The following is a 14086-nucleotide window of genomic DNA, read 5'->3' as shown; positions in this document are numbered from 1 at the left end:
TCACCCGGCTCACCCGGTACAGCCGGTTCACCTGGTGAGCCACTTCACCTCGTACCCCTTCATGTCGAACCGCTTCCCGTCCACCTGCGCGCTGATCGTCCGGGCGAGGGTGTTGACGACGAGGACGGTCCTGTCGCTGGCGAGGACACGAACGTTGGGCGTGTCGTCCCTGGCGACGGAGACCGTCTCGTACCGGGTCCCCGGCGGGAACGCCTTCGCGAACCTCGACACCAGGTCGTACATGGGCAGTCGCCGTCCCCCGTCGGCGCTGTCGGTCGTGGTCCACAGACAGCCGGCGCAGTCGCCGCCCTTCTCGTCCTCCGGGTTCCAGTAGAAGCCGGAGTCGGCGCCGCCCCTGACCATGGCGATCATGCCGGTGGCCTGGACGGCGACCCGGTGTGGTTCGGTCCAGCCGTCGCGTGAGTCGCTGCCGTCGGCGGGCTCGACGTAGTACTCGGCCCACCACAGCGGCAGGTCGTGCGTCTGCCTGCGCACCCACTCGCTCACATACGTCAGCTTGTCGGTGGCCGCGAACTCGTCGGGCAGCATGTCGTCGTCGTTGGTGTAGCTGGACCCGTCGACGACCACGAAGTCGGCGCCGGCCTTGTGGGTGTTCCAGTAGTCGAAGGCATCGACGACCCGCTGGTCCATCACGCCCCAGGCGCCCTTGAGGGTGGGCGAGGCGTTCTCGGTCTGGCGCGGGTCGAAGCTGTCCATGACGAGATACGGTCCGCCGACCATGACGTCCTTGTCGACGGCCTTCAACGCCTTGTAGACGAGGTTGTAGAGCTCGGTGTAGCCCTCGTAGTCCCAGCGGGCCTTGTCGTTGTTCCAGAAGCCCTTGAACTCGTTCCAGACGAGGAAGTGCCGTACGTCCGGATAGCGCCTGGCGACGGTCGCGGCGAGGTTCGCGTAGTCCTGGTAGTGCTCGGGGGTGGGGGCGGTCTCCAGGGCGGCCTGGCTCCAGTCGGTGTTGTTCACACCGGCCTTGCCTCCCTTCATCCAGTCCGGCGAGCAGCACAGGGTGATCACCGGGGTGCCGCCGGACCTGCGCATGAAGTCGACCCGGCGGTCGAGGGCGCCGAAGTCGTAGCGCCCCTTCACCGGCTCGGGGTTGTCGGCGCCCCAGCCCATGACGGCCTGGTCCTGGGGCAGCCCGCCGTCCCCGGCCAGCAGGTTCCCCACCCGGTCGGTGGCGGTCGTACTGCCCTCGTCGGCGCTGTACTGGGTGTGGGTGAAGCCCCAGCCCACATACGGCTCGGCCGCGTCCGGCGGGGTGGCCGGGGTGCCGTGCACCCTGTCGCCGTCGCGGGTCGTGCCCGCGGTGCTGCCGCCGCCCCCGGGCAGCGTGTTGATCAGTGTCACGATCAGGGCGAGAGCGGCCACGCCCACACCGAGCAGGGCGGTGAGCCGCCACCGCCGAGCCCCCGAATTCCACCCATGACGTCCCATCAAGGACAACAGTAGGGGCGGAAATCGTCCCGGGGGCAGGTATCGGGAATCGACAGCTGTGTAACAGGGCCGGGGGTGCACACCGGATACTCCGGAAGCTCGGCACACACCCGACACTCTCCGCCCACTTCGGAAAACGGATGCGCGCCGGCCCCCGGTGGCGGATCATGGCGGCATGTCTGCAAAGCCGCACGAGACGCTGCCGATCCGGCTCAACGTCGACGACTCCGACTCACCGTCCGATGTCGTCGACGCGCTGTTCCTCGGCCGCTTCGCGACGGGCGAGCAGCCGTACTCGCACGCGGCCAACATCGACCGGGTGCGCACCGGGGCGACCCTGCTGCCGAAGGAGGCGCGGGTCTTGCGGGTGGCCCGTGACGACGACCGCAGCGCGACGCTCGCGGAGGGCGACGGCTGGACGCTGCTGGTCTCCCGCTGGAACCGGGGCGCGGACGTCACCGTCACCGCGACCACCGCCGAGCTGGCCGCACAGGTGCTGAACGAGGCGACGGACGGCGCGGCGGACGAGCCGGAACCCCAGCCGGAGAACGTCACGATGGGGTTCTGGTACGTCTCCCCCAGGCGCGGCCCGCACCGCACCACCCGGCAGATCTCCGCCGGCACCTGGGACGAGGTCCGCGCCAACTACACGGCACCGGTGGCGGACGCGATGGACCGTCTGATGAAGACGACACCCGAGGACATCGCCGGCCGTCTCCTGCTGCTGCACGGGCCGCCCGGCACCGGGAAGACCTCCGCCCTGCGCACGCTCGCCCGTTCCTGGCGGGACTGGTGCCAGGTGGACTGCGTCCTCGACCCCGAACGGCTCTTCTCCGACGTCGGCTATCTGATGGACATCGCGATCGGCGAGGAGGACGGCGCCGGCAAGGGCCGCTGGCGGCTGCTCCTGCTGGAGGACTGCGACGAGCTGATCCGAGGAGAGGCCAAGCACACGGCGGGTCAGGCCCTGTCGAGGCTGCTGAACCTCACCGACGGGCTGCTCGGCCAGGGCCGTAACGTGCTGGTCGGCGTCACCACCAACGAGGACCTGGAGCGCCTGCACCCCGCCGTGGTCCGCCCCGGCCGCTGCCTCGCCCGTATCGAGGTGGGCCCCCTGACCCACCGCGAGGCGGTGAACTGGCTCGGCACGGAAGAGGGCGTGGGCCGCGAGGGAGCGACCCTAGCGGAGCTGTACGCACTGCGCCGGGGCACGGCACCGGCATCTGTACCGGGGGCACGGGAGGGCGCGGACGCGGGGCTGTATCTGTAGTGCTTTGATGGGGTGTATGCCCCTGTTCATCGGAACCTCGGGCTGGCAGTACAAGGACTGGCGGAACGTCCTGTACCCGGCCGACGTGCCCATGCGGTCGTGGCTGGAGGCGTACGCGGAACACTTCACGACCGTCGAACTGAACAACGCGTTCTACCGCCTGCCGAGCCGCGAGAACTTCGAGTCATGGCGGGACCGGGTCCCCGCGGACTTCGTGATGGCGGTCAAGGCGAGCCGCTATCTCACGCACATCAAACGCCTGAAGGACCCCGGGGAGCCGGTCGACCGCCTGATGACCCACGCGGCGGGCCTGGGCGACCGGCTGGGTCCGGTCCTCCTCCAGCTCCCACCGACCCTCAAGGCCGACCCGGCCCTGCTGGACGCCTGCCTTGCGTGCTTCCCGCGCGGCACGAGGGTGGCGGTGGAACCCCGCCATGACTCCTGGTGGACGCGGGAGACCCGCCAGGTCCTGGAGTCCCGGGCCGCGGCCCTGTGCTGGTCCGACATCCAGGCCCGCCCCATGACCCCCCTGTGGCGCACCACCGACTGGGCCTACGTCCGCTTCCACCAGGGCCGAGCCACTCCCTGGCCCCGCTACGGCCACCGCTCCCTGGAAACCTGGGTCGACCGCATCGCCACGGCGTACCCCAAGAAGGCCGATGTCTACACGTACTTCAACAACGACCCGGGCGGAGCGGCGGTGAGGGACGCGGTGGCGTTCAGGAGGATCGCGGAGAGGGCGGGGCTGCCGGTGACCCGAACACCGGAACTGAGCACCAGCGGCTGACCTTCTCCCCGCCGCTGTTTCCTCCCCGGACCTCCTACTCCCCATAAGCCGCCCGCAGGGCATCCCGCACCGCGGCCAGCGCTTCCTTCTCCCCCAGCCCCAGCCGGCGCACCCGCTCCGCGTACGCCTGTGCGGCCGACGACGCCTCGCGCTCGGCGGCCGACCCGGCGGCGGCGACGAACGTGCCGTTGCGGCCCCGCGTCTCGATCACTCCGTCCGTCTCCAGCGCCCGGTACGCCTTGGCCACCGTGTTCACCGCCAGCCCCAGCGACTCGGCCAGCCCCCGCACCGTCGGCAGCCGGTACCCCACCGGCAGCACCCCGCCCCGCGCCTGCTCGGAAATCTGCGCCCTCACCTGCTCGTACGGCGGCGCGCTGTCATCGATGTGGATCTTCAAGGTCACGGCCCGATTCTCCCGTATCCGCCGGAAAATGAGAGGCACCCGCACTCGCCCCCGCATAGCGTGCGCCCATGACAGTGATCGTGCGCGATCTGCGCCCCGACGCCAGAGGGGACGCCGAAGGCTTCGTCCGGGTCCGGCAGCTCGCCCTCCCCTACATGCTGTTCACTCCGGAGTCCCTGCTCCACGATCTGACGCACACCCACCCCGACGCCCGCTTCCGTCAGCTGATCGCGGAGGAGGACGGCGAGATCATCGGCACGGCCCAGGTCGGCCTCGCCCACGAGAGCACGGAGCCGGGCCAGGGCTTCGCCAACGTGTACGTCCATCCGGAGCGCACCGGCCGGGGCGCCGGCACCCTCCTCGTCCGTACGGCGGAGGCTCACCTGTCGGAATCCGGCGCGACCACGTCCTACGCCTGGGTCCTGGACGCCCCGTCCAACCGGGCCTTCGCCGAGCGCCGCGGTTACACGGCGAGCCGTTCCGCCCACTTCCTCCGCCTCGACCTCGCGCACGGCGCGCTCCCCCCGCTCCGGACTCCCCCGCCCGGCGTCGAACTTCGCTCCGCCGCCGATCTCGCCGACGACCCGCGCCCCCTCTTCACCCTGGACGCGGAGACGACGCTGGACGAACCGAGCGACATCGACACCGAGTTCGCCGACTACGAGGCCTGGCTGGACGAGACCTGGCGGCATCCGCTGTTCAGCCGGGAGCTGACCTCGGTCGTCCTGGTGGACGGCCACCCGGCCGCGTTCAGCGCGGCGCGGACCGACGGCGGCACCCGCTATGGCACTGTCATGACCGGTACCGCCCGGGCCTTCCGTGGCCGGGGCCTGGCGAAGCTCGCCAAGAACGCCTCCCTGCACCGCGCCCGCGCCGCCGGCTGCACGGAGGCGCTCACGGGCAACGACAGCGGCAACGGCCCGATGCTGGCGATCAACAAGTGGTTCGGGTACGACATCTGCGCGACGGAGGTCAGGTATGTCCGCGAACTCGGCTGAACCGACGGCCACGGTGGACGTCGTCCTGGTCAAGGCGGGCCGCACGAAGATCCGTTACCCCGCGCGGTTGCTGCACGACGACGGCACCCGGATCGCCGTACGCGCGCCGTGGGCCGGTGACACGCCCCGCGACTTCGGCTTCGTGCGTTTCGAACAGGGTGATGTCTTCACCGAGTTCTACTGGCGCGACCGCTGGTACGCGGTCAAGGAGGTCCGCGCCGCCGACGGCACGCTGAAGGGCTGGTACTGCGACATCACCCGCCCCGCGACGCTCACCGGCGGCGCGCTGGTCGTCGAGGACCTCGACCTGGACCTGTGGCGGTCCGCCGACGGCACGGACGTATGCCGGCTGGACGAGGACGAGTTCGCCGAGAGCGGGCTGGCGGACCGGGACCCGGCGGCCGCCGCGGCCGCCGTGACGGCGCTCGACACGCTGGAGACGCTGGCCCGCGAGGGCGGTTTCGAGGCCCTGCTGTCCTGACGGTCACGCGGCGGAGCCGCATGTCGACACAGCCGCGCCGCTCACACGGTCGCCACCACCGCGTACCGCTCGTCGCTCACCTCCTTGCCCCACAGCAGCGGCTGCTCCGACAGCCGCTCCACGCGCACGTCCGTGGCGAGCGGGGCCAGCAGGGCGGTGAGCCGGTCGGCGGGTATGCCGACCGGGGCCACGGTCCCCCACACCCCCTCCACCAGCACGAACCGTCCCCCGGGCCGCAGCAGACCGCGCCAGTGCCGCAGCACGCGCGCGGGGTCGGGCAGCGCCCACAGCACATGCCGTACGAGCACGGTGTCGAAGAGCCGCTCCCCCACCGGTGGCGCCGCCGCGTCGCCGAGGAGGAACACCGCGTCCCGGCCGGCGAGCTTGGCGCGGGCCCGCTCCACCATCGCCGGGGAGCTGTCGACCCCGGTGACCCGGTGGCCCTGCTCGGCGGCGAGGAGGGCCAGGCTGCCGGTGCCGCAGCCGAGGTCGAGGAGGTCGGCGGGGCGTCCGGGCAGCCATGTCCGCAGCCGCTCCGCCCAGGCCGCGCGCACCTCGGGCGAGCCCAGCCCGTGATCCGGCTCGGCGTCGAAGGTGGCGGCCTGCGCATCCCAGTCGACACTCACCGCAACGGTCCGATCACTCTGGTTCGTCATGCCCCCAGGGTGACACCCGCCACTGACACTCGGTCCGTGTGACAGCGACCACTGACAGACCGGCACCGATGAGGAACTCTCACCGAAAGCGTCTACCTCCGTGACAACACGGAACTCGGTAGGCGCTGAAGGAGGCAGCCATGCGCCGCGCAACCGTGCAGAAGCCCCTGAAGAAGACGGACAGCCGCCGGATCCGCGAGGAGGCCGACGACTGCCCCGCCGGACGCCCCGAGGTGCGGAAGGACATCGCACGCACCTGGTGGCCGGACGGCTGACCGCGGCCGTCCCCGCGTCCTTCAGCCCAGCCGCTTGCGGTAGTGGACACGGTCGTACGGCCCGTCCACCCGCCGCCCGACGACTTCGTAGCCGTACTTCGGGTAGAGCTCCTGGTTCTCCCACATCAGCGCGTTGGTGTAGAGCCTGACCTCGGGCAGGCCGAGCGCACGCGCGCGTGCGTCCACGAACTCCAGCAGCCGCCGTCCCACCCCCTGCCCACGCGCGTCGGGGTGGACGGCGATGCTGTCGAGGAAAAGATGATCGTCGTGGGCCTCGATGACGACGAGCCCGCTGACCGGCTCCCCGACGACAAACACCCTGCCCGCGGCCACGTTCGCCATGTGGTCCGCCTCCATGGGCTGCGGCACCACCCCTATGCGCGCGATGTAGTGGTGGTACGCCATGTCGGTCACGGCCTTCACGGCCGGTACGTCGGCGGCCCGGGCGGGCCGGATCTCGTCGTTCGCCATGGCGGGAACGCTAGCTTCCTCAGCGCAGTCTGAGCACTCCCTTAAGACGACCATAAGGATCTCCTTCGCCCGCTCCCAGCAGGCGATTCCACGGTTTCTTGGGGCTAGCTTTCTGATCGCCCCCACGGGATTCGGCCTGGCGGGACCGAGCCCGCCCCGAGGACCGTTCCGAGGAGTTCCCGCATGTTCGCAACACGCCGTAAGGCCGCCGTCGCCGTCGCGCTCGGTGTGGGAGCGGTCACGTTCACCGCCGCGCCCGCGTCCGCGCACGGCACGATGGGCGACCCGGTCAGCCGGGTCGCCCAGTGCTACGCGGAGAACCCGGAGAGCCCGAAGTCGGCCGCCTGTAAGGCGGCGGTGGCGGCGGGCGGCACCCAGGCTCTCTACGACTGGAACGGCATCCGCATCGGCGACGCGAACGGGCAGCAGCAGGCGCTGATCCCTCATGGCTCCGGGGCCTGACCGGCGGCTCAGGCCGGACAGGCCCCGGTGGCGTTCAGTTGGGCGGGCCGCTCAGCTGAACGCCGACGCGCAGCTGGTGGCGGTGGCGTGTGCCGGGTCGAGCGCGTTGGCCACCTCGTGGAAGGCGATCCGGTCGAAGAGCCCGATCGCCACGTGTTCGGAGAGGTCTGGCGGGCACAGGTTCTGGAGCAGGACGTTGTCGACGTCGGAGCCGCTCAGGTACTGGCTCTGCCAGGGAGTGGCCACCTCGTCGTACTTGGTGGCGATGACCGTGTAGTGCACACCGGGGACGGTGTCGCCGCCCGCGTTGAGCTTGGTGAGGAAGGCGGAGCCGGGGATCTGGTCGGCGAGGCCGGGGGTGGTGGCCGTGATCAGCTCCTCGGCGCCGGGGAAGTAGGGCAGCAGGTTGGTGAGGCCGCTGATGGTGGCACCGTGGTTGTCGGGGGCAAGACCGACGAGGGCGTTCACCTTGGCGGCACCGCCGAGGAACCTGAGGTAGTAGCGGGGCATCATGCCGCCCTGGGAGTGGCCGACGAGGTCGGCCTTGGCGGCGCCGGTCGCGCTGAGCACTTTGTCGACGTAGGCGGAGAGTTGCTCAGCCGACTTGTCGATGGGTCCTAGACCGTAGAAGACCGGGACGCCGTTCAGCTGGCCGTAGTCGAGGGAGAAGACGCAGTAGCCGCGGTCCTCCAGATACGGGGCCAGGGAGAGCCAGTTGTCGACGGAGTTGCCCAGTGTTCCGTGGACCAGGATCACGGGGCGGGGGTGGGCTGCGGAGGGGCGGCAGGAGTAGTCGTTCCAGCCGGTGCTGGGGGCGCTCGACGCGTGGGCGGTGGCGGCGGGGACGGTGGCGACGGCGACGGCGAAGAGCAGTGCGGTCAGGGGTCTGAGCACTCGTTTCCAGGGCAGCATCGTGTGATCTCCTTGCGGCTCAAGGGAGTTGCGACGGCCTTACGCCCTGTGATCCGGATCACGAGGATGCTGTTCACCCATCAAGTTACGGACGAGTAGTGCAACCGTGAAGTTACGCGTCGGTAAAACTTCCGGGTAACCGGTCGCGCACTACCCACCTGACGGGATGTCACCAGCTGGGCCTGAGGGGACCATAGGGGGCGATGCGCGCCAAACTGTCCCGCAACACACGCACTTCACCCTCCCCCAGCACATCACCCCAGCCCCGCACGACCTCCGCGGCTGCCTCCTCCGCCGCCCGCGCGCACGCCCACCCCCGCTCGGTGAGCACGACCAGCCGAGCCCGCGCGTCCTCGGGATGCGGCCGCCGCTCGGCATACCCCTTGCGCACGACTTCGTCGACAAGCTGACTTGCCGCCTGCTTGGTCACCCCGAGGTGCGCGGCGAGCTCGGTGACGGTCGCCCCGTCCGGGGCGAGTCGCGCGAAGGCGAAGCCATGGGCGGGCCTGATCCCCTCGAAGCCGCGGGCGACGACCCCCTCGTTGATGCGCTGGGTCAGCTCACCGGCGGCGGCGAGCAGGGCTGCGGACAGGGCCATGGCCTCGGAGTTCTGCACGGAGGCATTGAAACACCCTTGACGGAATGGTCAAGCAGCTTGACCATAGAGGCAAGTAGTCAAGTTACTTGACCAAATCGACCGGAGGCAGCCATGCCCGTCGTCCGTTCCGCCGAGTCCGTCACCCACGAGATCCACGGCGCCCGTTTCGTCTCGTACGCCACGCCCCGCACCGGCAGCGAGGAGCTGTGCGCGTGGCGCGGTGAGATCCCGGCCGGGACCAAGGCGCCCGCCCACACCGTCACCCGGGAGGAGATCTTCCATCTGCTCGTCGGTGAGCTCCTGGTCTCCCTCGACGGCCACACCGACCGCATCCGGGCCGGCGACACCGTCATCGTCAACGCCGGTGCCACCTTCGCCGTCGAGAACCCGACCGACCACACCGCACTCTCCTGGGTCACCACGTCCGTCGGCCTGGAGGCAGAGATGACCGACGGCACGCGGATCGCACCGCCGTGGGCCAACTGACGTACAGGAAAAGAGCGTTGCGGGTCGGCGCATCCGGGATCACTGGAGTTTCGAGCACGTGACCGGCGAAGGACTCACGCGGGTTCTCGCGCTCGGACACTACCTTCCCGCCTGTTGTCTCGATCTTCAGGCGGTTCGGCGTGAACGGTCATGCCGGAGCTGCGGCAGCCCTGCCCGGCTGGGGAACTGACGGCATGGTGCCCGTTTTGGGCAACTTCCCACTCCTTCAAGAATCGCCGATGCGTTCGAATGCGGGTCGCTGACCGGGGCCGATAGGGTTAGAGTAATCGAACGAGCGTACGATGAACATATCGGACGCATGGCCGAAAAGGGGTGGAGTGATGGAGGTGCGGCATGACGGGCTTCGCCCATCTGCACGTCGCGTCCGGTTACTCCGCCCGCTACGGCGCCTCCCATCCCGAGCAGCTCGTCCGGCGGGCGGCCGAGCGGGGCATGTCCGCGCTCGCGCTCACCGACCGGGACACGGTCACCGGGGCTGTTCGATTCGCACAGGCCTGCATGAAGGAGGGGGTCCGGCCGGTCTTCGGTATCGACCTCGCGGTGGAGGCCCTGGCGCCCCCGCCGCCCACCCAGCGCCGTCGCACCCCGGCGCGCGGTGGCGCACACGTCGTGGAGCCGCCGCTGCGGTTCGTCCTGCTCGCACAGAACCGGGAGGGATGGGCTCGGCTGTGCCGCATCACGTCGGCGGCTCACGTCGGTGCCGTGTCCGGTACACCCCCGGTGGTGCCGTGGCAGGCACTGCGCGAGTACGGCGGCCCCGGCCTGGCCGTCCTGCTCGGTCCGCTCTCGGAGCCGGTGCGGGCGCTGTCGGTGGGCCGGGAGGACGTCGCGATGAAGCTGCTGGCGCCCTGGACGGAGATCTTCGGGAGAGAGGTCCGGTTGGAAGCCGTTGCGCAGAAACGTTTCGGCATGAATCCCGGGTCCCTGCGCCTCGCCGCCCGCACCCTCGCCCTGGCCGACCGCACCCGCACCACCGCCGTGCTCTCCAACGCCGTCCGCTACGCCGACCCCGACCAGCACCGCCTCGCCGACGTACTGGACGCCGCACGCCTGCTGCGCCCCATCGACCGGCGCCGGCTGGACAGCGGACAGCGCTGGCTCAAGGACGAGCGAGGAATGGAGACCGTCGCCCGCATGATCACCGAATGCGCCGGAGAAGACATCCGCCGGGCCCGCCGGCTGATGGCGGACACCGCCATCACGGCGGCCGCGTGCACCGTCGACCCGGTAGCGGACCTCGGACTCGGCGCCCGGCACTTCCCCGAACCGTCCCTCTTCGGCGCCGAGCCCCGGGCGGACGGAGCGGCCCAGCTGCTGCGCGGGCAGTGCGAGGCCGGCCTGGCCAGACGTGGCCTCGACCGCGACCGTACGGCGCTCGACCGGCTGGACGAAGAGCTCAAGGTGATTGCCGCGCTGAACTACGACTCGTACTTCCTCGCCGTCGGCCAGGTCGTCGCCGACATCCGGGCCAAGGGCATCCGGGTCGCCGCCCGCGGCTCCAGCGCCGGATCGATGGTCTGCCACACCCTGGACATCGCCACCGCTAACCCGCTCGACCACCGTCTGCTGTTCGAACGCTTTCTGAGTACGCGCCGCAAGTCGCTGCCCGACATCGACATCGACGTGGAATCCGCCCGCCGCCTGGAGTGCTACGACACGATCTTCGAACGCTTCGGCAAGGAGCGGGTCGCGGTCACCGCCATGCCCGAGACCTACCGTGCCCGCCGGGCCCTGCGGGACACCGGCCTGGCCCTCGGGATCGCGCCCGCGGACGTCGACCGGATCGCCAAGAGCTTCCCGCACCTGCGCGCCTGCGACATCACCGGAGCCCTCGCCGAACTGCCCGAACTACGGCAACTGGCCGCCGAGGCACCCCGGTACGGCCCGCTGTGGGAACTCGCCGAGGGCCTCGATGCCCTGGTCCACGGCATGGCCATGCACCCCTGCGGCGTGGTCATCAGCGACGCCACACTCCTGGACCGACTGCCGGTGCAGCCCACGCCGCAGGGCGACTACCCCATGGCCATGGCTGCAAAGGAGGAGATCGAGGCACTGGGCAACATCAAACTCGACGTCCTGGGCGTGCGCATGCAGTCCGCCATGGCCCACGCCGTCACCGAAATCGAACGGACCACCGGCAACCGCATCGACCTCGACAACCCCAAGCAGGTGCCGCTCGACGACGTCTTCGCGTTCAAGCTCATCCAGGAGAGCCAGACCCTGGGTCTGTTCCAGCTGGAGTCCCCCGGCCAGCAGGACCTCCTCTCCCGGCTGCAGCCGCGCGACGTGCAGGACGTCATCGCCGACATCAGCCTCTTCCGTCCCGGACCGGTCGCCGGCGGCATGCCCGAGCGCTACATCGCCGCCCGCCACGGCGGCACGCCCGACTACGCCCACCCGGACCTCGAACCAGTGCTGTCCGACACCTACGGCGTGACCATCTGGCACGAGCAGATCATCGAGACGCTGTCGGTGATGACCGGCTGCGACCGGGCCTACGCGGAGTTCACCCGGCGGGCGCTCGGCGACAAGAACGAACTGCCTGGGATCAGGGACTGGTTCCATGGCCTGGCACGCGCGCGTGGCTACAGTGCGGCTGTCCGGGACGAGGTCTGGAGGACCGTCGAGGCTTTCGGCGCGTACGGCTTCTGCCGCGCCCACGCGGTCGCCTTCGCCGTACCAGCCCTGCAGAGTGCCTGGCTGAAGGCGCACTACCCGGCGTTCCTGCTGGCCGGCCTTCTCGAACACGACCCCGGGATGTGGCCCAAGCGCGTCCTCGTCTCCGACGCTCGTCGGCGCGGTGTCCCCGTCCTGCCTGTCGACATCAACCGCTCCCGGGTGGGACACACGGTGGAGAAGACCGACGCAGACCAGTGGGGCGTACGGCTTGCCCTGTCCGCGGTGCACGGCATCAGCGAGGACGAGTGTGCCCGGATCGAGGAGGGTCAGCCGTACGGATCGCTGTCGGACTTCTGGCAGCGGGCCCATCCCAGCAGACCGGTCGCCGAGCGGCTCGCGCAGATCGGTGCGCTCACCTGCCTGCACGACGGCCGCCTCACCCGCCGCGACCTGCTGCTGCAGATCGCCGAACTCCATCGCCAGTCCCGCACCCGGTCCGCGCACGAGGGACAACTGCCCATCGCCGCGGACGCCGTCGGCGGGGCGGAGCCGAGTGGCCTGCCGGAGATGACCGGACGCGAGGCCCTGAGCGCCGAGCTGAGCACCCTCGGCATCGACGTCTCCAGGCACCTCATGGAGCACCACCACCGGCTGCTGCGCGAGATCGGCGCGACCGACGCGGCCCACCTGGCCGGACTGCGCGCCGGTCAGCAGGTCCTCGTCGCGGGTGTGCGGGCCTCCACCCAGACCCCGCCGATCGCGAGCGGCAGGCGGATCATCTTCGTCACCCTGGAGGACGGCTCCGGCCTGGTCGACCTGGCGTTCTTCGAGGACTCCCACCCGGCCTGCGCGCACACCGTCTTCCACAGCGGGCTGCTGCTGGTGCGCGGCACGGTGCAGGTGCGCGGCAGCCGTCGTACCGTCGTCGGCACCATGGCCTGGGACCTGGACGAGATCGCCGCCGCCCGCCGCGACAACGGCCCCGAGGCCGCGCTCGCCCTCCTCGGCGCCAGCCGCCCGCACCCGACGCCCGCCCAGCCACAGCGCACCCTGGCCAACGGCACCACCGGCGCCCGTCTGCACCCGTACGCCGACCTCCAGCCCGCCGGCACCCGCTCCGCCGACCTGAAGAAGTTCGGCCACCGAAGCCCAGGGAGCGCGGGATGAGCAGACGGCAGCGGCACATCGCCCACCTCCACCTGCACGCCGCACTGACCGAGGAACAGTACGCCGACGTGATCGAATACCTGTGCGGCATCACGCCCCACGTCCACGCCGTCCCACCCGACGCCGTCCAGCTCGACCTGACCTCGGCACTCCGATACTTCGACCTCTCCCCCTACGACATGGTCCAGACGACGATGATGAGGCTGAAGCTTCTCTACGGCATCGACTGCAGCGCCGGACTCGCGAGCAACCGCATGCTCGCCGCCATGGCCGCCGACGCCTCCGCACCGGGAGAGACCACCTGGGTCCCCGCCGAGCAGGCCGCCGACTGGCTGTACCCCCGCCCGGTCGTCGCACTGCCGGGCATCGGCCGCGCCACGGCGACCACCCTCAACCGGTACGGCCTGCACACCATCGGCCAGATCGCCGACCTGCCCGCGGCGACCCTGCAACGCCTTCTCGGCGTCGGCCAGGCCCGGCTGCTGTCCGAACGCGCCCGCGGCCACGACCCCCGCCCGGTCACCCCCACGGAACCGGCGACACACCTGAGCACCGACCTCGTGCTGGAGCGGGACTGTCTCGACCCGGCGCAACACCACCGATCCGTCCTGAGACTCGCCGACCAGATCGGACAGCGCCTGCGTGGCGAAAAACAGGTCACGGGCCGCATCACCCTCACGGTGCGGTACGCCGACCGCAGCACCACCACACGCACCCGCAAGCTCGAAGAGCCCACCGACCACTCACCCGCCCTCGCCACGGCCGCTCTCGGCCTGCTGGCCGGCCTCGGGCTGCAACGCGCACGAGTGCGTGCCTTCACCATCCGCGCCGACGACCTGCTACCTGCGGCCGCCGCCCACCGCCAGCTCTCCATGGACCCCGGCGACGATCACGCCCGCACCGCCGAAGCCGCCGCGGACAGAGCCCGCCGCCGCTTCGGGCCGGAAGCCGTAGGGCCCGCCGCTCTCGCCGGCGGCCGCCAGGGACGCCGGAGCCGGGCCATGAAGTGACCCCATGCCGGAACCACT

General features: G+C 70.7%; 14 protein-coding genes and 1 pseudogene. 9 read left to right on the top strand and 6 right to left on the bottom strand.

Going from position 1 to position 14086, the window contains the following annotated elements; translation table 11 throughout:
* Positions 1–27: 27 nt before the first annotated feature.
* Entirely contained in the window at positions 28–1452 is a 1425-nt protein-coding gene (locus ACZ7OO_RS15395; protein WP_471505042.1) for a GH39 family glycosyl hydrolase, read from the bottom strand.
* Positions 1453–1627: 175 nt separating this feature from the next.
* Between ACZ7OO_RS15395 and ACZ7OO_RS15390 the strand changes: the two genes are divergently transcribed.
* Both ACZ7OO_RS15390 and ACZ7OO_RS15385 read left to right on the top strand, forming a co-directional pair.
* Positions 1628–2722: a DUF5925 domain-containing protein gene (locus ACZ7OO_RS15390; RefSeq protein WP_471505040.1), complete on the top strand. Its 1095-nt coding sequence runs from the start codon at positions 1628–1630 to the stop codon at positions 2720–2722.
* Between the two features lie 16 nt (positions 2723–2738).
* Positions 2739–3509 carry a DUF72 domain-containing protein gene (locus ACZ7OO_RS15385; protein WP_471505039.1) on the top strand — a complete coding sequence of 257 codons (771 nt, stop codon included), beginning with the start codon at positions 2739–2741 and terminating at the stop codon, positions 3507–3509.
* Positions 3510–3543: 34 nt separating this feature from the next.
* Here the strand turns inward: ACZ7OO_RS15385 and ACZ7OO_RS15380 are convergent, their stop codons facing one another.
* Positions 3544–3912, bottom strand: coding sequence for a GntR family transcriptional regulator (locus ACZ7OO_RS15380; protein ID WP_352220121.1), 369 nt, complete (start codon positions 3910–3912; stop codon positions 3544–3546).
* A 68-nt stretch (positions 3913–3980) separates the two neighbouring features.
* Here ACZ7OO_RS15380 and ACZ7OO_RS15375 point away from each other — a divergent pair, with 68 nt between their 5' ends.
* Both ACZ7OO_RS15375 and ACZ7OO_RS15370 read left to right on the top strand, forming a co-directional pair.
* Positions 3981–4910, top strand: coding sequence for a GNAT family N-acetyltransferase (locus ACZ7OO_RS15375; RefSeq protein WP_471505037.1), 930 nt, complete (start codon positions 3981–3983; stop codon positions 4908–4910).
* Entirely contained in the window at positions 4891–5391 is a 501-nt protein-coding gene (locus ACZ7OO_RS15370; protein WP_471505036.1) for a ribonuclease FAU-1 family protein, read from the top strand. Before ACZ7OO_RS15375 ends, ACZ7OO_RS15370 begins: the two co-directional genes overlap by 20 nt.
* 41 nt (positions 5392–5432) lie before the next feature.
* Here ACZ7OO_RS15370 and ACZ7OO_RS15365 read toward each other — a convergent pair whose 3' ends face one another.
* A complete protein-coding gene (locus ACZ7OO_RS15365; protein WP_471505034.1) occupies positions 5433–6047 on the bottom strand; it encodes a class I SAM-dependent methyltransferase in 615 nt (204 codons plus the stop codon).
* A gap of 140 nt (positions 6048–6187) precedes the next feature.
* Between ACZ7OO_RS15365 and ACZ7OO_RS15360 the strand changes: the two genes are divergently transcribed.
* Complete coding sequence (locus ACZ7OO_RS15360) at positions 6188–6322, top strand: hypothetical protein (protein WP_471505033.1); 135 nt, start codon at positions 6188–6190, stop codon at positions 6320–6322.
* A gap of 21 nt (positions 6323–6343) precedes the next feature.
* Here the strand turns inward: ACZ7OO_RS15360 and ACZ7OO_RS15355 are convergent, their stop codons facing one another.
* A complete protein-coding gene (locus tag ACZ7OO_RS15355; protein WP_471505031.1) occupies positions 6344–6793 on the bottom strand; it encodes a GNAT family N-acetyltransferase in 450 nt (149 codons plus the stop codon).
* A gap of 183 nt (positions 6794–6976) precedes the next feature.
* Here ACZ7OO_RS15355 and ACZ7OO_RS15350 point away from each other — a divergent pair.
* A pseudogene (locus ACZ7OO_RS15350) lies at positions 6977–7243 on the top strand (lytic polysaccharide monooxygenase); the annotation flags it as partial.
* Positions 7244–7306: 63 nt separating this feature from the next.
* On the opposite strand, the gene ACZ7OO_RS15345 reads toward ACZ7OO_RS15350, so the two are convergent.
* Positions 7307–8167, bottom strand: coding sequence for an esterase/lipase family protein (locus ACZ7OO_RS15345; protein ID WP_471505029.1), 861 nt, complete (start codon positions 8165–8167; stop codon positions 7307–7309).
* Between the two features lie 169 nt (positions 8168–8336).
* Positions 8337–8783: a MarR family winged helix-turn-helix transcriptional regulator gene (locus tag ACZ7OO_RS15340; protein ID WP_471505027.1), complete on the bottom strand. Its 447-nt coding sequence runs from the start codon at positions 8781–8783 to the stop codon at positions 8337–8339.
* A gap of 93 nt (positions 8784–8876) precedes the next feature.
* Here ACZ7OO_RS15340 and ACZ7OO_RS15335 point away from each other — a divergent pair, with 93 nt between their 5' ends.
* From ACZ7OO_RS15335 to ACZ7OO_RS15325, 3 genes are all read left to right on the top strand, one after another.
* Positions 8877–9251: a cupin domain-containing protein gene (locus ACZ7OO_RS15335; protein ID WP_471505025.1), complete on the top strand. Its 375-nt coding sequence runs from the start codon at positions 8877–8879 to the stop codon at positions 9249–9251.
* A gap of 354 nt (positions 9252–9605) precedes the next feature.
* Positions 9606–13058, top strand: coding sequence for a DNA polymerase III subunit alpha (locus tag ACZ7OO_RS15330; protein WP_471505023.1), 3453 nt, complete (start codon positions 9606–9608; stop codon positions 13056–13058).
* Positions 13055–14068, top strand: coding sequence for a DNA polymerase Y family protein (locus ACZ7OO_RS15325; protein ID WP_471505022.1), 1014 nt, complete (start codon positions 13055–13057; stop codon positions 14066–14068). Before ACZ7OO_RS15330 ends, ACZ7OO_RS15325 begins: the two co-directional genes overlap by 4 nt.
* Positions 14069–14086 lie beyond the last annotated feature (18 nt).

The organism is Streptomyces sp. NPDC111744 (assembly GCF_055634995.1).
This window is presented reverse-complemented; position numbering and strand designations above follow the sequence as displayed.